General features: G+C 38.0%; 18 protein-coding genes. 4 read left to right on the plus strand and 14 right to left on the minus strand.

All coding sequences use genetic code 11. The features are described from left to right. Positions 1 to 207 precede the first annotated feature (207 nt). Positions 208 to 1317 carry a glycosyltransferase family 4 protein gene (locus ABEG20_RS02610; RefSeq protein WP_406825841.1) on the minus strand — a complete coding sequence of 370 codons (1110 nt, stop codon included), beginning with the start codon at positions 1315 to 1317 and terminating at the stop codon, positions 208 to 210. A 78-nt stretch (positions 1318 to 1395) separates the two neighbouring features. Beyond that, entirely contained in the window at positions 1396 to 2214 is an 819-nt protein-coding gene (locus ABEG20_RS02615) for a 2,3,4,5-tetrahydropyridine-2,6-dicarboxylate N-succinyltransferase (protein WP_406825842.1), read from the minus strand. Positions 2215 to 2399: 185 nt separating this feature from the next. Between ABEG20_RS02615 and ABEG20_RS02620 the strand changes: the two genes are divergently transcribed. Continuing rightward, positions 2400 to 2798 (plus strand): RNA-binding S4 domain-containing protein, encoded by a 399-nt coding sequence (locus ABEG20_RS02620; protein ID WP_406825843.1) that lies wholly within the window; start codon positions 2400 to 2402, stop codon positions 2796 to 2798. Here ABEG20_RS02620 and ABEG20_RS02625 read toward each other — a convergent pair whose 3' ends face one another. Beyond that, entirely contained in the window at positions 2799 to 3572 is a 774-nt protein-coding gene (locus ABEG20_RS02625; RefSeq protein ID WP_406825844.1) for an EcsC family protein, read from the minus strand. 110 nt (positions 3573 to 3682) lie between these two features. Here ABEG20_RS02625 and ABEG20_RS02630 point away from each other — a divergent pair, with 110 nt between their 5' ends. Next, positions 3683 to 4528 carry a hypothetical protein gene (locus tag ABEG20_RS02630; RefSeq protein WP_406825845.1) on the plus strand — a complete coding sequence of 282 codons (846 nt, stop codon included), beginning with the start codon at positions 3683 to 3685 and terminating at the stop codon, positions 4526 to 4528. A gap of 6 nt (positions 4529 to 4534) precedes the next feature. After that, positions 4535 to 5596, plus strand: a complete 1062-nt coding sequence (locus ABEG20_RS02635) for a TlpA family protein disulfide reductase (protein ID WP_406825846.1) — start codon at positions 4535 to 4537, stop codon at positions 5594 to 5596. A gap of 49 nt (positions 5597 to 5645) precedes the next feature. Here ABEG20_RS02635 and ABEG20_RS02640 read toward each other — a convergent pair whose 3' ends face one another. Continuing rightward, entirely contained in the window at positions 5646 to 6122 is a 477-nt protein-coding gene (locus ABEG20_RS02640; RefSeq protein WP_406825847.1) for a nucleoside deaminase, read from the minus strand. A gap of 108 nt (positions 6123 to 6230) precedes the next feature. Beyond that, the gene (locus ABEG20_RS02645) at positions 6231 to 6830 is read right to left on the minus strand and encodes an OmpH family outer membrane protein (RefSeq protein WP_406825848.1); all 600 of its coding nucleotides are present in this window, start codon (positions 6828 to 6830) and stop codon (positions 6231 to 6233) included. A 660-nt stretch (positions 6831 to 7490) separates the two neighbouring features. Here ABEG20_RS02645 and gyrB point away from each other — a divergent pair. Next, on the plus strand, positions 7491 to 9449 hold the full coding sequence (gene gyrB / locus ABEG20_RS02650; protein ID WP_406825849.1) for a DNA topoisomerase (ATP-hydrolyzing) subunit B: 1959 nt from the start codon (positions 7491 to 7493) through the stop codon (positions 9447 to 9449). Positions 9450 to 9779: 330 nt separating this feature from the next. Here the strand turns inward: gyrB and ABEG20_RS02655 are convergent, their stop codons facing one another. The 9 genes from ABEG20_RS02655 to ABEG20_RS02695 all read right to left on the minus strand — a co-directional run bounded on the left by ABEG20_RS02655 (position 9780) and on the right by ABEG20_RS02695 (position 17710). After that, complete coding sequence (locus tag ABEG20_RS02655; RefSeq protein ID WP_406825850.1) at positions 9780 to 10706, minus strand: bestrophin family protein; 927 nt, start codon at positions 10704 to 10706, stop codon at positions 9780 to 9782. A 24-nt stretch (positions 10707 to 10730) separates the two neighbouring features. After that, a complete protein-coding gene (locus ABEG20_RS02660) occupies positions 10731 to 11228 on the minus strand; it encodes a hypothetical protein (RefSeq protein WP_406825851.1) in 498 nt (165 codons plus the stop codon). 333 nt (positions 11229 to 11561) lie between these two features. Further along, entirely contained in the window at positions 11562 to 12914 is a 1353-nt protein-coding gene (locus ABEG20_RS02665) for an ATP-binding protein (protein ID WP_406825852.1), read from the minus strand. Then, on the minus strand, positions 12915 to 13592 hold the full coding sequence (locus ABEG20_RS02670; protein WP_406825853.1) for a response regulator transcription factor: 678 nt from the start codon (positions 13590 to 13592) through the stop codon (positions 12915 to 12917). It abuts the gene before it with no gap. Between the two features lie 349 nt (positions 13593 to 13941). Then, entirely contained in the window at positions 13942 to 14475 is a 534-nt protein-coding gene (locus ABEG20_RS02675) for an SRPBCC family protein (protein WP_406825854.1), read from the minus strand. A gap of 64 nt (positions 14476 to 14539) precedes the next feature. Beyond that, entirely contained in the window at positions 14540 to 14932 is a 393-nt protein-coding gene (locus tag ABEG20_RS02680) for a group III truncated hemoglobin (protein WP_406825855.1), read from the minus strand. Then, positions 14913 to 15356, minus strand: coding sequence for a hypothetical protein (locus ABEG20_RS02685; RefSeq protein ID WP_406825856.1), 444 nt, complete (start codon positions 15354 to 15356; stop codon positions 14913 to 14915). The genes ABEG20_RS02680 and ABEG20_RS02685 overlap by 20 nt, the downstream gene beginning before the upstream one ends. Before the next feature lie 64 nt (positions 15357 to 15420). Then, complete coding sequence (locus ABEG20_RS02690; protein WP_406825857.1) at positions 15421 to 15846, minus strand: aspartyl protease family protein; 426 nt, start codon at positions 15844 to 15846, stop codon at positions 15421 to 15423. Between the two features lie 58 nt (positions 15847 to 15904). After that, complete coding sequence (locus tag ABEG20_RS02695) at positions 15905 to 17710, minus strand: S41 family peptidase (protein WP_406825858.1); 1806 nt, start codon at positions 17708 to 17710, stop codon at positions 15905 to 15907. Positions 17711 to 17727: the final 17 nt, after the last annotated feature.

Here is a 17727-nt window from a genome sequence, read left to right on the forward strand (position 1 = left end):
CAGTCTGTCCCAATCTAAACCTGACATTCGCGGAAAGCCCGGAATCCGGTCCTTCATCGGATGAGGACTTGCAGCATTGGCAGGACTAACATTTCACAGCAGCACTAACCTTGCTTTTCAAATATTAAACGAAATTTCTTAAAATCGATCTGAATAAATTACACATTCATTATGCGCTAAGCTATTATGAATATAATTTAAGGATTATTAAAGAGATAAGTAGCAATCCATCAATTGCTGCGTAACCAAATTGCTGTTAAATTTTTGAACAAATTCCAGTCCTTTTTCCTTCATCTCTTTTTGGAGCTGAGGACGCTCCAGTATTTGATTAATGGCTTTTGCTAATCCGGTAGCATCATGTGGTGATATATATAAGCTATCTGGTCCGCCTGCTTCTTCTAAGCACGAACCCGTTGCTGCCACCACCGGAACACCCGAATACAAAGCCTCAATGATGGGGATGCCAAAGCCTTCGTAAAAGGAAGGATAAACAAAAATACTGGCCATCTGGTAAATGCCAGGCAGATCGGCAAAAGGAATGTTTCTTAAAAATAAAATCCTGTTTTTAAGCCCAAGCTTTTCTATTTCTTTCTCTATACCGGTAAAATAAGCAGTCTGCTTACCTATCACTACCAATTTATATTCATCGTTTACATCCTTTAAAGCCCTGACAAGCAGTTTTAGATTTTTACGCTCTTCAATAGTGCCAACGTTCAGTATATATTTATCGGGTAGTTTGTAGGTTGCCTTAATCCTGCTTAATGTTTCTTTCGGGAAAGGTGTTTTGAAACAATCATCGCAGCTTTGATAAATTACTTCAACCTTTTCTGGGTTAATTCCATATAGATCAATAATATCTTCCCTGGTTTTTTCGCTGATGGCAATAATCTTATTGGCGCGTTTGCAAGCAGATTTACTTTTCCATTCGTATAATTTCCGGTCGATAAATTTATAATACTGCGGATACCGAAGGAAAATTAAATCATGTATGGTCACAATTGACTTAATTCTGGTATGCTCTATGGCTAATGGAATTTCTTGACTCAGGCCATGAAAAATCTGGCATCCATCCCGGGTTAAATCTTTTAGAATATTTAACGTTCTCCATAAAAAAGTCCCGTTTTTAGGAAGCTTCAGTTCGATGTTGTCTTTTTCAAAAAAAGTATCTATCTGTTTCGCCGGCTTTACTTTTGGGGCATAAACCAAATACTCATGTTCAGGAAACTGATTTGCCAGGTGCTCAATTAAAGAACGGCTGTAATTACCCAGGCCAGTTAAATTATTGGCAGCACGTTTTCCATCGTATCCTATTTTCATTAGAGGTTTATGGTTTGAGGCATAAGGTGTAAGGTCCTGATGTTACCTTACACCCTAAACCTTACGCCTTTTACCGTTTTAAACGGCTACATTATTTTCCCTTAACGCATCGTTAAGCGAAGTTTTCTTATCTGTACTTTCTTTACGCTTACCAATAATTAAAGCGCAAGGAACCTGAAATTCGCCAGCAGGGAATTTTTTAGTATAGCTTCCCGGTATGACAACTGAACGTGCAGGAACAATGCCTTTATATTCAACAGGAGTTGGGCCGGTAACATCAATAATTTTGGTCGATGCGGTTAAAACCACATTGGCACCAAGAACTGCTTCTCTTTCTACTTTAACACCTTCTACAACAATAGCCCTTGAACCTAAAAAGGCATCATCTTCGATAATAACCGGTGCTGCCTGTACTGGCTCTAAAACACCACCAATACCTACACCACCACTTAAGTGAACACGTTTACCAATTTGTGCACAAGAGCCAACAGTAGCCCAGGTATCGACCATGGTACCCTCATCAACATAAGCACCAATGTTTACGTAAGATGGCATCATGATTACACCTTTTGCCAAAAATGAACCGTAACGGGCGCTTGCCATCGGCACCACACGAACACCAGTTGTTTTGTAATCGGTTTTTAATTCCATTTTATCATGGTAAACAAACGGACCGCTTTTAATTTCCTTCATCTCGCGGATCGGGAAATATAAAATTACTGCCTTTTTTACCCATTCATTAATGCCCCAGGAGTTTAAAACAGGTTCAGCCACACGAATTTCGCCTTTGTCCAAACCTTGAATTACAGTTTCGATGGCTTCGCAATAGTTGCTATATTGTAAAAGTGTTCTGTCTTCCCAAGAGGCTTCAATTAATTTCTTTAAATCTGAATACATGATGTTTTTTAATTTTACGCAAAATAAATCAATTTTTGTTTATTAATGGGTTTATTATATAAATTGTTTGTTCTTTTGGTTAATCGGTTAAGCATTTAAATCGGTTGATTGCTGAAATATTATCTGGGAGATTAACCGCTCAACCAGTTTAAACAGTTAACCAAAATACGTATTTTTGAACCTTTATGACAGAGACAGAAAAACTTCGGATAGATAAATATTTATGGGCAATCAGGCTGTTTAAAACAAGGAGCCTGGCTACTGATGCCTGTAAAGCGGGTAGGGTGAAACTTAAGGGACAGAATATTAAACCTTCGGCTATTGTGAAAGTTGGCGATGTTTACCAGGTATCTAAAGGTATTGAGAAGAAAATTATTGAAGTGGTAGAACTCTCATATAACAGAACAGATTCGCCGACAGCCTTAACCAGATATAAAGATTTAACGCCTGTGGAAGAAACCCACGCTTTTAAATCGATGTTTCATTCGCCAAATCTAAAAAGGGATAGAGGTACAGGCCGCCCAACTAAAAAAGACAGAAGGGAAACTGATGATTTATTGGGTGGAATGTTTGAAGAAGAATAGTTAGTTGCCAGTTTTCAATTTACCGTTTTCAGTTTCTTGCGAACTGATAACTGCATACTGCAAACTGAAATACCTCATTCTATAACTCATGATGGCTGTTTTGCCTAGTTTTTCGATCAGTTTATAATTGGCAATGGCACCAACTGCTGCGCCCACAAAAGGAAGCATCTGCGCAAGTTTGGCTAAATCTATATAATCACGGTATTGCTGCTGGAAGGTAAGCCAGTCAAATTCATCTATGTTGGTCGGTAATTGATGTGCTTTATCGTCCCAATTCTGCATTTTAATGAAAACATTCTGGCTTTCTTCTTTACTGGAAAAGGCCAGCTGGAAGATGTGTAGGATATATAAACGTTCACGGTAATCTTTAACATTATACCCGTAAACGGCGGCTATGTCAAAAAGCATTTTCATTTTTATGCCCAGTAGTAAAGGGAAATCAGCCAGACTCATTAAAAAACCACCTGCGCCTGTAATTCCACCTTCTGCAGCACCCGTTTTTTTATAATTTTCAATTTTTTGCTTAATTAATGCCTCCCTGTGCATCAAAGTTAAATCGGTAACGGGTTTTGATGTGGTAAAGGTTGAGCCAAATAATACAGCCTTAACCATTTGCTTTATGGCAGCGGTTATGGCATCATGAACCCTGTCAGGTATGTAGCTGTTTATTTTCTTCTGAACTTTATCAGTTACCTTATTTAAAAGAGAAGGTTTCTGTAAAGTTTTAAACTTCCAGAAATCCAGTTCGCCCTTTATCTTTTGTTCGTAGGTCATGCTCCTTACCCTGCAATAATTATTCCTTAAAATTTAACATAAAATAACAATGAAAAACAATAAATAAACTATATATTTAGTTTACCTAATTCAATCTTAATCCTTTCAATATGAAAACCTTAAAAATGTTCTGTTTACTGGTGTTGGCTGCGGGAGTGGCTGATGCTCAGGGGGTGAAATTTTCTGCTGATCAACCTGCGGCAGGAAGTACCGTTAAATTTACCTACGATCCAAAAGGAACCAATCTGGAAAACCTGGCCGATGTAAAATGTACAGGTTATACCTTTTTTACCTCCACCAATCCAAAAAGCAACAAAATTAACCTCGTAAAAGAAGGGACAATTTATAAAGGAGAAATTGCAACTCCGGATAGCGTTACCGTGATTGGACTTGCTTTTTCTGTTGGCGATCAGAAAGATGAAGCGCCTGCGGGGTACATCCTTGAGTTTACCAATGATGGAAAAATACCTCCTGAAGCCTATCTAAACGAAGCCTTCTTATATGGATTGGCCGGGAATTACTATCTCGGACTGACCATTGATGCTGAAAAAGCAGTTTCATTATATCATCAGGCATTTGCCTTAAAGCCCGCGCTGAAAAAGAAAAATCTGCAACAATACCTTTCGCTTGAGTATAAGGCAGATAAAGATAAGGGAACAAAGCTTATCAATGAGCATATTGCGGCTTTATCTAAAATAAAAGAACCTAAAGAAGAAGATTTTAGCGCTTTGATCGGGCTTTATTCGCTGTTAAAGAAAAAAACACAGGCCGATTCAGTTAAAGCCATCGTGCTTAAAAAATATCCGACAGGAAATTATGCCTGGGGAAATGATATGAATGTGCTATATGGTACAAAAGATTTTGCAGCACAGGAGAAAAAAGCAGCAGATATGATTGCCAAATTTAAATTAGATGCCAGCAAAAAAGCAGATGCCGATAAGTTAAATTCGATTTAAGGTATTTTGGCAAACGCAAGTATACAGGCAAAAAATGCCGATAAATTTGAACTTTATGCTGGTAAAGTAACTAATAAGCAAACCAAGGCTAATTTGTATAATTCTTTTGCCTGGCCGTCGGCTGAGAAAAAAGAAAACCTGGAGCTAGCAACACAACTCTCTAAAAAATCGCTCGATTTGATAGAAGAGGCTAAAAATGGTGAAGTACCGGTTTATTTCTCTTCAAAAGATGAGTACATAAAATCACTTGATCGGGCTTATGCCATGTATGCCGATACCTACGCACTATTGCTGCATCATCAGGGTAATAACAAAGAAGCATTGGCTTATCAGGAAAAAGCTAAGGCTTATAATGACGCTAGTGGAAATGAACGGTACATCACGTATTTAAATTTAACGGGCAATAAAGATAAAGCTTATGCTGAAGCCGAAAAGATCATAAAAGAAGGGAAAGCTACTGACTCTTTGAAAACAATATTCAAAACGCTTTACACTTCATTAAAGAAAGAAGGGACTTACGAAACCTATATCGCCAAATTAGAAAAAGCAGCACTAGAAAAAGAAAGAGCTGAGTGGACCAAAAAAATGATCAGTATCCCTGCGCCTGCGTTTTCTTTAACCAATCTTAAAGGAGAAAAGGTAAGCTTAGCCAGCTTAAAAGGAAAGATCGTGATTTTAGATTACTGGGCAACCTGGTGCGGCCCTTGTGTAGCTTCTTTTCCGGGAATGCAGAAAGCCATGGCGAAATATTCGGCTAATCCAAATGTGGTATTCTTGTTTGTAAATACCTGGCAAAATGAAGATAACAGGGAAAAAGTAGTGACCGATTTTATTGCCGAAAAGAAATATCAATTTAATGTGCTTTACGATACTAAGAATGCTAAAGACCCTTCAAAATTTGATGTAGTCAGTGCTTATAAGGTTGATGGAATCCCTACCAAATTTATCATAGATGGTGATGGTAATATCAGGTTTAAAGCTGTGGGTTTTTCAGGCTCTGATGAAGGAGTGGTGAAAGAAATAGATTCGATGATCAGTTTGTTGGCTCCTAAAGAATCGGGTAAATAACGCCTCAATTTACCAACAAAAGGTGCTGAATGATGGCACCTTTTGTTATTTAATAATCTATCCGCATCGGCGATGTTTCCCATAGTTTGAAGGCTGCCAGCGCTTCATCGCGCATCAGCTGGATTACTGGCAGGCTTCTGTTTTCCATCGGCTTATCCAGCTCTTCGTAAATGAATTTATCGCTGAAACCAATATCATCAGCATCGGCTTTGGTATTTGCATAATAAATGGTATCAATTTTTGCCCAGTAAATGGCCCCCAAGCACATTGGGCAAGGTTCACAGCTGGTATAAATGATACAACCACTTAAGTCGAAAGTATTTAATTCGGTACAGGCCAGTCTGATGGCCGAAACCTCCGCATGTGCCGTTGGATCGTTGGTTGAAGTTACTTTGTTGGCCGATTTGGCAATCAGTTTACCATTTTTTACGATTACCGCACCAAATGGCCCGCCAATGCATCCGCTTACATTCTTTACCGATAGGTCTATGGCCATCTGCATATATTTGTGGTGTTGTTTTTCCATATTTCTTTGATTTGGTGTTCAGGGCTGTTTACCTGATTATGTAATAAGTATAGCACAAAAAAAATGCCCCGATTTTGTCGGGGCATCCAGATTTAACTATCTTTTAGTTTATTTTTTATTGTATTCTGCGTTTAAGCCTTTGATTACTTCTGAGGTAACATCTAAACTTTCATCGGCAAATAAAATAGCGCTGTTACCTTTAGAGTAAGTTAATACCATTTTATAACCTTTTTCTTTGGCATAACCTTTCAGGTAATCTGCTACTTTATCATACAATTTTTCGTTTTCAGCCGCTTGCTCATTCTGTAAAGCACCACCAGCATTTTGTTGGTAAGTTTGTAATTCCTGTTGTTTACGTGCTAAACGTTCTTCAGTACTTTTACGTTGATCGGCCGATAAAGTCTGTGCCGATTGTTGGTATTGTGCCACCTCTCTTTGAAAAGCCTGGCCTTTAGCCTGCATGTCTGCCTGAGCACTTTTGCTTTTACCTTCAAATTTTACTTTAAGATCTTTGAAGTATTCATATTTTGTAAGTAACGAGTCGGAGTTTACATACACAATTTTCTCAGTTGGAGAAACCGGTGTAGCAGTACCCTCTGTTTTCTTAGTTTCAGTAGTTTTAGTGTCTTTGTTCTGGCATGCAGAGAAAGCAGTTATCAAGGTTGCCGTTGCAAGTAAACCAAAGGTTTTAAAGGTTCTTCTTTCCATTCTTGTTTAATAAATTTTAGCAAACTTATATAAATTAGTTTTGATATGCAATTTAAAGAAAGGCCTATTGCGCTCCAAGGGTGTTTTTACGTTTGGCGCGGGGCGTAAAGCGTTTAATTTTACTTATCGCTAAGCGCCTTACGCCAGCCACTCAATCTGGATAGTGGTGATTTGAAAAGCAGTGGCTGTGTTTTAAACGGTTGTTTGCCCTGCTGTACGCTTTATTGCATGCCCGCTTCCATCAGGTTTGGGTGACACGGAATACGCTACTATTTGGGGCTGTATGGCGCCTGGCAGATTAGCAACACCAAACGTTCCTACGCAACGAAAACGCCAATTAAACCATTGGCTACCCACGAGTCGTCCCTAAGGGACGTTTTGTTTGCTGAAATACGGGCTCCGATGTAGGCAGGTCTCACCATTATAAATAGATATTGTTTATGGGCTATAATAATATGCCCAAACTAAAGTGTATAAAACCGGGAACAATAGAAAGCAACAGGGAACCCTGATAGGGATACAGGATTTGCATTTTGAACCCCTTTTAACCCAATGGCAGAGGCTTTTGCCTCAATCCCCTAACAGCCCAAAAATTATCCACATATTAGTTTAAGTGGCAAAATTTCCGTATTTTTGATACTTATTGTTTTTAATTAAAATATGAGCGAAGAACAGGATTTAAAGTCAAATTATTCGGCAGATAATATACAGGTTTTAGAAGGTTTAGAAGCGGTGCGTAAGCGCCCTTCAATGTATATAGGTGATACTGGTGTAAAAGGTTTGCATCACTTGGTTTACGAAGTTGTAGATAACTCTATTGATGAGGCTTTAGCCGGTCATGCAGATACCATTGATGTTCGCATTTTAGAAGGCAACTCCATCAGGGTTGAGGATAATGGTCGTGGTATTCCGACCGGAATTAACACAAAAGAAAATAAATCTGCGCTTGAAATCGTAATGACGGTTTTACACGCCGGTGGTAAATTTGATAAAGATACCTATAAAGTATCCGGAGGTTTGCACGGTGTGGGGGTAAGTTGCGTTAACGCCTTGTCTACCGATTTAAAAGCCGAGGTTCACCGCGAAGGTAAAATCTGGATGCAAGAGTATAAAATTGGTGTTCCGCAGTATGATGTTAAAGAAGTTGGAACTACTGACAAACGTGGTACGATTGTAACATTCACGCCAGATCCTACCATTTTTACCCAAACGACCGAATACAAATACGATACTTTAGCTGGCCGTTTGCGTGAATTATCTTTCTTAAATAAAGGGATTAAATTAACGCTTACCGATGAGCGTGAGAAACTGGATGATGGTACTTTCTTTTCCGAAACTTTCCATTCTGAAGGTGGTTTAAAAGAATTTGTCGCTTTTTTAGATGATACACGTACTTCTATTCTGGCCGAGCCGATTTATATTGAAGGGATTAAAAATGGTGTTCCTGTTGAGCTGGCTTTCCAGTACAATGACAGTTATGCAGAAAATGTTCACTCTTACGTCAATAACATCAACACCCACGAGGGTGGTACGCATATTGCCGGTTTTAGGCGGGGATTAACCCGGACTTTAAAAACCTATGCCGATAAGGAAGGTTTATTGAAGAACGTAAAGATGGAAATCACCGGGGATGACTTTAGGGAAGGTTTAACCGCAGTGGTTTCGGTAAAAGTACAGGAGCCACAATTTGAAGGACAGACCAAAACCAAACTTGGAAACAGTGAGGTGATGGGGTCGGTTGATGTTGCGGTAGGAGAGGCTTTAGGTAATTATCTTGAAGAAAATCCTAAAGAAGCCAAAATGATTATCAATAAGGTAATTTTGGCGGCTACTGCCCGTGCTGCAGCACGTAAAGCACGCGAAATGGTGCAACGTAAAAGCGTAATGGGTGGATCTGGTTTACCAGGTAAATTAGCCGATTGCTCTGACAGTGATCCTGAGAGATGTGAGATTTTCCTGGTTGAGGGTGATTCTGCGGGTGGTACCGCTAAACAGGGCCGTGACCGTAACATTCAGGCCATTTTGCCCCTAAAAGGTAAGATTTTGAACGTGGAGAAAGCAATGGAGCATAAGATCTATGAAAACGACGAGATCAAAAATATGTTTACCGCCATTGGGGTAAGTATTGGTACTCCGGAAGATAACAAAGCTTTAAATTTAACCAAGCTCCGTTACCATAAAATCGTGATCATGACGGATGCTGATATCGACGGGTCGCACATTACTACATTGATTTTAACATTTTTCTACCGTTACATGAGGGCCTTGATCGAAGCCGGATATGTTTATATTGCATCTCCACCACTTTATCAGGTTAAAAAAGGTAAAGAGTTTGAATACTGCTGGAATGATGTACAACGCGATGCAGCTGTACAACGTTTAAAAGGTGCTGGTAAAGAAGATAGTGTACATATACAACGTTACAAAGGTTTGGGTGAGATGAACGCTGAGCAACTTTGGGATACCACGTTAAATCCTGCTACACGTACGTTAATGCAGGCTACAATTGAAAGTGCAGCGGAATGTGATCATACTTTCTCTATGTTAATGGGTGATGAAGTTGCTCCTCGTAGAGAATTTATTGAGCGTAATGCAAAATATGCGAAAATTGATGCTTAAATATTAGATTCTTTTAAAAGAAAGTTAATATACAAACCCTCTTCAAGTTAAGCTTGGGGAGGGTTTTTTCTTTGCGGCGCCATTTGTTTCCAACTTGTACCACAGGCATGATAGCCGTTTAAGATGTTACCTTTTAAACTGCATCGGATTTTTGGATCATTTAGTGGCACGCCAGATGGTAACTGGCTACAAAACAACAAAGCCATTCAAAAAAATGAATGGCTTTATATTATACACTATGGCAAATGGTCAGCCTTTATCCAAAGAGCAAGCCATTGCGCTTAACTAACCATCTCAGTAACGAGATTTATCTTTAGACTTTTGTGGCGGTTACAAAATGTAATACGATCCCACTTGGGCCAATTCGGTTTGAGGTTTGTCCTCGTAAATTTTATTATCGTCTAACATCTGGCAAAGATCGCGCTCAATAGTTCTGCAGATGGTTGTAGTTGGGGTATCTGTAGGCTTATTCTCAAAAGGATCCTGAAGATGAACAGCCATTTTTTCTACCAGTAAAAAGAATGCTGCAATAGCCACTACTAACGGAATTTCCATGTAACCAAAGTATTCGATCAATCCGAAAGGCAGTAATACAATGAATAAATGGATAGACATGTTGATATACTTACTATATGTTACCGGGAAAACGGTGTTTTTAATTCTTTCCGATCCGCCCATATGGTTACATAAACCGGTTATGGTTTTGTCTATTTCTATCTGCTGGTATTTATTGATCCAGCCTTCAAGCAATGCCCTTTTTAAATCCATCGCATGTAATTCCAATATGGTTGCCGTAACATTTTTACGTTTTTTGATGAATTCGAATTCCTCTGCTGAAAGGTATTCTTCTAAACCTTTTCGGGGATTGAACCCCCGCAAGGCCTGACTCAAGGCATAACACCAGGCAATTTGCCGTTTAATAAACCTGGCCTTAAATTCCTCAATTTCATCTAATCCATATGGATTTTCCACGAACGATAAGATCTGGCGTGATAGGGTTCTCGAATCATTAACGATGGCACCCCAAAGAATCCTCGCTTCCCACCATCTGTCATAAGCCTGGTTAGAGCGAAATGCCAATAGAAGGGAAATGATTGTTCCTAATAATGCGGGTACAGCAACAGGAATGGAAATACGGGTAACATGAAAGTTCTCGTATAAGATCACAATACCTATAGAGTAACCAATAACGAACAGGAGTTCTTTTTTGATCTTTCCGAATATATAGGTGAGCGGAATATTATTTCGTAATAGCATAATATATAGTTTAAAAGGTGGTTATTAAGAATTTGCTTCTTGCAGCTGCGTTTCGTGTATTTTTGTGTTGATTAAATTTTCATTGTTATGAACAGTCAACGTGTTTAGCAATATTACTTCACAGCCAGCACGTGCTGTCAATATTTTAGGGTCAATACTATATTTGTTGATAGGAGTAAAGTTATATCCCTTTAAGTAGGCAATGCATGTTACATCAAAAGCTTCAATAAAATTTTTAAAAGCCGCTACTGTACTTCCATAAAAATATTCAATCCCAATGGTATTGATCTGAGTAGGATACTTTGTCTTTGCCTGATTGATTTGCTGGTAAAATTCTTCGCTAACATTTTCGTAATCGCGGCTGCGGCGACTCAACATTAACATATCAGTTATAGAATCAGATAATTTAAAGGCATGTACAAAAATGATATTCCATATTTCATTTTTTTGATGTTGAACGAGCGCATCAATAATTTTAATACTTTCTAATTTAAAGTCGGTTGGAACTAATACTGTTTTCATCGCTATATCTTGTTTAATGAATTGAAATATTATTTATACAAGTTTAGTCTGATGTTATTATAGCGAAATAAGAGCGAGATTAGAATGAGATTAGAATGTACTCCTTTTTAGAATAGTTGGTAGTTCATCGGTTCATTAGCCATTAGTTCATTTGTGCGGAAGCCGAAAGCATAGTCTCGATGCGAAATTGATGAATTATTTTATTGTTGAATTGTTAAGGCTGATCTACAATTAACCAATGTAAAATAATAACCGATTAACTGATTAACACTTTGCACTATACCCCAATGACTATTGAACTAATGACTATTGAACTAATGGCTAATGAACCAATCAACCCATCGTTGGTAACAACACTTTAATTTCTGTTCCAATTCCTTCCTGCGATTTAATGGCGATACTTCCCCTGTGCAAACGGATAATGTTTAAGGAAAGCGGCAAACCAACTCCATAACCTTTAAAATTATTGGTGTTCGATGCCCTGTAGAAAGGCTCAAATATATGCTGGATATCGGTTTGTGGAATACCGATACCACGGTCGGTGACCGATATGGAAAGCATATTGGCATTACTTTCTATACTAATGCTTACCAAATTCTCATTAGAATATTTGCAGGCATTGTTTACAATGTTACTGATGGCCAGTTTAATCAGATTTTTATTTACCCGCAGTGAAAGCAGTTCATCATCATCAGGAAGTTTACTGAAATCGATCTCTATTTTACTATTGGGATGTACCTGGTTTACCGAATCTTTAATTTCCCATAATAATTCGTCCATCCGTACTTCTTCCCAAGGTTGGTTTTTTCCATTGAAACCCGATTGGGCTAAACCCAGTAAACTGGTTAAGATATGTTCTAATCTTTCAGCTTCATTCTTGATTTTTGATAATGCTTTTTCCTGTTTGGTCGTATCCGCTATGTGTTTCATCGCCAGTTCAACCTCTCCGCTAATGATGGTTAAAGGTGTTCTGAGCTCATGTGAGGCATTGCTGATAAAATTATTCTGTGTTTCGAAAGCCGTCTCCAAACGATTGAGCATGTTATTAAAGGTTTGGGCCAATTGCGACATTTCATCATTGCCTTTTTTAACATCCAGCCTTAAGTGCAAATTTTCGGCTTTTATTCTTTTTACGCTTTTAATGATATTTCGCAGCGGCATTAACATGTAATTGGAAAATTTCCAACCCACCACAAATGACAGTATGACAGAAAGGAAAAAGCCAATAATTAAAATTCTTTGCAGGTCTTTTAGCTCGCGGAAGCCAACCGGATCATTTGCAGAAACGATGACGATGTATCCTGCATTCGAATTTTTAAAGAATTTACCGGCATAAAAGTGATTATCCGTACGGTACCGGGCCACATAACCGGCACGTATACGATTATAAAAACTTGCGGGTAATTCGCGGTCTAATTTATTGGTTGGTTTACCTGCTTCAATGATGTATTCTTTTTCAGATGGCAAACGTTCCAGGTATCTGTTGCGCATTTTCGCGTACACCTTATTATTATCGTCTTCATAAAGTTTAATCTGAGCCGCAATATTAACCCTTGCTTCTAAACGTTTATAAAAATCCTCAAAGGCAAATTCGTTAGAGAAATACCAAACAAAACCACTTAATAAGGAGATAATAACTGCCGATAAAATGGCGAAGAGTAAAGTGATTTTCTTGGCTATCTCCATTTATTTTTCCTTTAATATATAACCTAAACCTACCGCGGTATGGATAAGCTTTTGATCGGCATTTTTATCTATTTTTTTACGAAGATAATTCACGTAAACATCAACTACATTGGTGCCCAGGTTAAAATCTATGTCCCAAACGTTTTCTAAAATATCTATCCGTGATAAAATTTTAGATTTGTTTTTGGCCATGTATTCAATCAGCCGATACTCTGTTGCGGTGAGTACGATTTCCTGTTGGTTTCGTTTTACAGTTTTTGCGCTTAAATTTAGCTGTAAGTCGCCTACAGAAATAATCTGATCTTGTGAAACTGCACCATGGTATCGCCTCAAAAGCATTCTGATTCTTGCAAAAAGTTCAGCAAATTTAAACGGTTTTATTAAATAATCATCTGCGCCATTATCCAGCCCGTTTACCACATTTTCGGTAGTGCCCAAAGCCGTAAGCATGATAATAGGTGTATTTGGTTTTTGTTCTTTTATGATTTTGCAGAGTTCCAGGCCATTTATTCCAGGTAGCATGATATCAAGGATAATCAGGTCGAACTGGTTTTCTAAGGCCATTTGTTTTCCGATTAAACCATCAGGGGCAATACTTACGGTAAATCCCTCATCTGCTAAACCTCTCGAAATTACAGATACAACACTTGGTTCATCTTCTACAAGTAATAAATTCATTTGCTGGCAAGTAATCTAAAAAGTAGGAAATTACAAAATATTAATTGATGGTTAAGCGACTTCAATACTTTTTTAACCACGAGCCGGGATAATTGTTTGATGGGGGTTCTTCAAAAGATAGAAAGAACTCTCTGCAGAATATACAAATTCGGTCGTCATTGAGAGGAGAAACGACGAAGCCATCTTTCATGTTAGTGATTTTTGCTGTAAAGATTGCTTCGTCGGCTGAAAACCTTTACAGCAATGACGATCACTGGAGGGGATTTTTACATGAAAATTAATTGCTATTGATTATTATAAAATAAATTATGCTTAAGACTGACAATCCTTTATTATCTAGTTAAAACTGCTAAACCCTTTTCTCCGATTTTTCTTTCAGGAATTTTAACCCCTCTTCAAAATCTTTGCCGATCATTTTATCCATAAATAAGCAAAACCATTTATTGATTATTCCTTTGCTTTCTCCGCTCATGGTCCAGGTTACCTTATTTCCATTTTCAACTTTTTCTATGTCAAAGCGGTTCTTTGCTACGCTTTCCATAGGCTTAATGAATTTTAATTCCATGTCAACCATCTTATTTACCGCTACTTTATTGATCAGCATTTGTCCGGTGCCGCTTTTTTCTCCATTCCATTGGTACAAGTGACCTGGCTGCGCCACAGTACCGGTAATGGTAATTTTGGCCTGTGGATCCATTTTAGACCAGGCGTTCCACTTGTAGAATTCATGATAATCGGCAATATTTTTATAGATAATACTGTCTGGTGCAAGGATGGTGATCGTCCGGTTAACGGAATAGCTTTTTGGTAGAAAAAAACTACCTCCAATAACGATTACTGCCAGTACGGCAATAATACTTAAAAAGATTTTGAGAAATTTCATAACATGAATTTAGTTTGGTTAACTAAATTTATAAAGAAAGCAGTTGATCTCAAAGTAAATTAAACTAAACAATTTTGATCTTTGAGGGGGCATTGATCTTAAAGTGCATTAAATCGGCAATAGATTGAGCTTTTTGTTTAATGAGTGCTGCATTGCTGCCTGTAAACAGGTTGTCGACTGTTTGGAAAAAGAGATTTTTCCATACCTCAAACTGTTCACGCTGCAATGGCGTTTGTTCGTTAAGTGCAAAATGGCTTAGCATGGGGTTGCCCTTATAAGTAGCGCTCCCGAAAAGAATACTTTCCCAAAAATCGTACATTTTGGGCAGGTGGTGTGTCCAATCTACTTTAGCAACATCGGTAAATATCGGGCCGATCTGTGGGTTTAGCGCAACATTTTTATAAAAAGTATCCACTAAAACGATAATATCTGCGCTATTATGAATATCTTTTTTCATGGTACAGCGATTTTAAATTTAAGAAACCTAGCGTAATCAATAGCAGGAATTTGGTCGTTTCGACAACGATATACAAAATATGATGATAACTTTGAGCTGGGGGATGTTGAGCCAAAACCAGTTTTGCCCTTTCATCGAGTAATGGCAATAACCAAAAAGTATCAACCATTAACAGTATGGTTACCGAGAAAAGTAAAATACTGCAAATGTTTTTTAATGGTGCCGGTAAGGAGCAGGCTAAAATAATAAGGAGCAATACAATTTCTATTTTGTTAAGTGCCTGAAAAACCAGTTGCCCGATACCCAGGCCAAGTGGGATGGTAATTCCCGGCGCCTGGAATTTTAAAGGAGCTTCCAGAAAACTAATTCCGCTAATTAATCCTGCCCAAAAAATAACACAAAAGATTGAGATCAACTTTTTCATTAGACTCAAAGATCATTTAAAATATGTTAATAAAAATGACTGATGTCATAAAGAAAAGTCACATTTATTTATACAGCCTAAGTACCATTTTCGGGTAATTAATAACAGCTTTATATTGCATTAAGATATCTCCGCCGATAATACCCATAACAGGCGGATGACCAAACTGTTGGTAGGTTTCACTAACCGATTGCAGATCAAAAGCTACGGTTTCATAATTATTGATTTTTAAGGCACCGATTTTTAGCTGAGGAAGAGTAGCCTGGATAGTGGTGGTAGTGGTAAAAAGGGTAGCCGCATTAATTTCGTCAGATACCTGAAGTGTTTCTGACACATGTTGTTCGATCAATGATTTATCGAAAACACTCCGCGATGCCCCGGTATCTAAAACAGCAAGATGTTTTTCCTTAAAAACAACAACTTCCACTAAAAGGTGGAAGCCATCGTCTTGTAAGTTGATTAGTTTTAAGGGGATGGAGATGGCTTTCATAATAACTATTTATAAGCCTAAATTAGGCTAATTAGCCGAAAACCATGTCAGGAGTTCGTTATTTGTTTTTGATAATGGTTTTTACATGTTCCATTTCTGCATCATAGCCGCTTAAATATTCTTCAATTTTTGGCTGTACTTCATCGTCTGGCATTAAGCCATGTCCAAATGGAATACTGTTTTGTTTTTCTTCAATAACAAATTTAATGAGTGGGATACGGCCGGTTAATTTGGAATTGGGTAAGGTATAATTGATGAAAAAGCCACTGGTATTACCATAATAGCCACCTCCTGTTTCTTCGCCGATAAAACGGGCGCTGGTATAGTTTTTTGCTAAAGCGGCAAATTCTGATCCTCCGGAGAAAGATAAACCACTGATCAGGATATACAAGTTGCCTTTAAAATAATTGGTTTGAGGGGTGTCGCTCTTATATTTTCCAGGGAGATCCAGAAAACGCCCGTCGGTACTGTGGTAAAATTCAGCTTTTAATTCCTTTTCAAAATCATCCCGCGATTTTTTATCCCGATAGGCTGTATAATCTAAAAACGAATAAGTAAAAGATGGAATTTCGGCATATTTATATTTTGGATATTCTTGGCCGACCAGGTACGACATCAGGTGGTCTTCCATGGCTTGCGCACCGCCTTCATTTTTCCTGATGTCAATAATCAGATGTTTTATTTTACGATCGGCAATGTTCTGAAAACTCTTTGCCAAAAATTCTTTAAAACCTTTTCTGCCACCTGGGTAACTGTTGGTAGAAAAAGTATTAACGGTTAGTGTTGCTATGCTGTTTAATGTATCTATCTTTAATGCAGCAGGTTCCTTAAAGTTATAGTTTGGGATAAATTTTGTTTCTTTTGCTACGAATTTTCCATATTGTTTAAAAGTTAAAGCCGGAATCTGATTATAGTTAATCTTTTCACCGGTTTTGGGATTAACCAGTTCGAGATCAAAGGCAATGGGCTGCTGTTCGAAAAAACGCAGGTAATATTTGGAGAAAGCTGTTTCTATCCAGCGGTATTTACTTGTCATATTATAACCATCGGCCGGTTCTATCGTTAAAAACTTCTCCAGAATACTTTCAATGCTATTTCCATTAATTTTAGAAATTGACATTCCTTTGGTTTTGTAATGGTCCAGATCGTTGAGGATATAAACTTTTTTATCCAGAATCTTCACTAAAAAAGGAAAATACTGACCATGTTGCCTGATGTAATTACTCGTTTCTTCGGAAGTCTGGATTGCACAATGACCCTCTTTGGTATAGGTAACTACCGGCGCAATGATCTGGTAAAAATCCAAAGCGTTCATTTGATCTTTTATTTTGCTTTTTTGTACATTGCAGAGGCTATCAAATTGCGTGTAGGTATTGTACCACAAGCCAATATGGGTTTCTATGAAAGCATTTTTCAGGATATCAAAATCCTGTTGGAGGGCTTTGTAGCTGATGTTTTTTAACTTTTTTGGCGGGCTTTGTACCACAACCGAATACAGGCCCTCTTTTGAATTGGTGCTTTCGGATAGTGGTTTAACCGTAAGGATAAAATAGTTCGTGCTATCTGGTGAGAAGACGATTTTTTCGCTGCCGAAACGGCCGTTTGGCGAATCTACTTCCTGTATGGTTTTGCCATGATGATCTTTTAATGCGATCGTAACATCTATTCCTTTTTGCTCAACAGTGATCGAATAGTAAAAATCTTTTTTTAACTGGAAGCTGAATGAAGTCTCTTCGCCCTGTTTGATATTTAAATCGGTAGTCGTTCTATCTATTTTGATCGGAATGAGGTGTTGACCTGCTTGCGCCTGTACTGTGAGACTGAAAAATAAAATAATTAGGGTGATAAAGCTATATTTCTTCATTTTTTTGTGAGATATGA

It is taken from the genome of Pedobacter sp. KACC 23697, from assembly GCF_045348445.1.
In the GTDB taxonomy this organism is placed as follows: domain Bacteria; phylum Bacteroidota; class Bacteroidia; order Sphingobacteriales; family Sphingobacteriaceae; genus Pedobacter.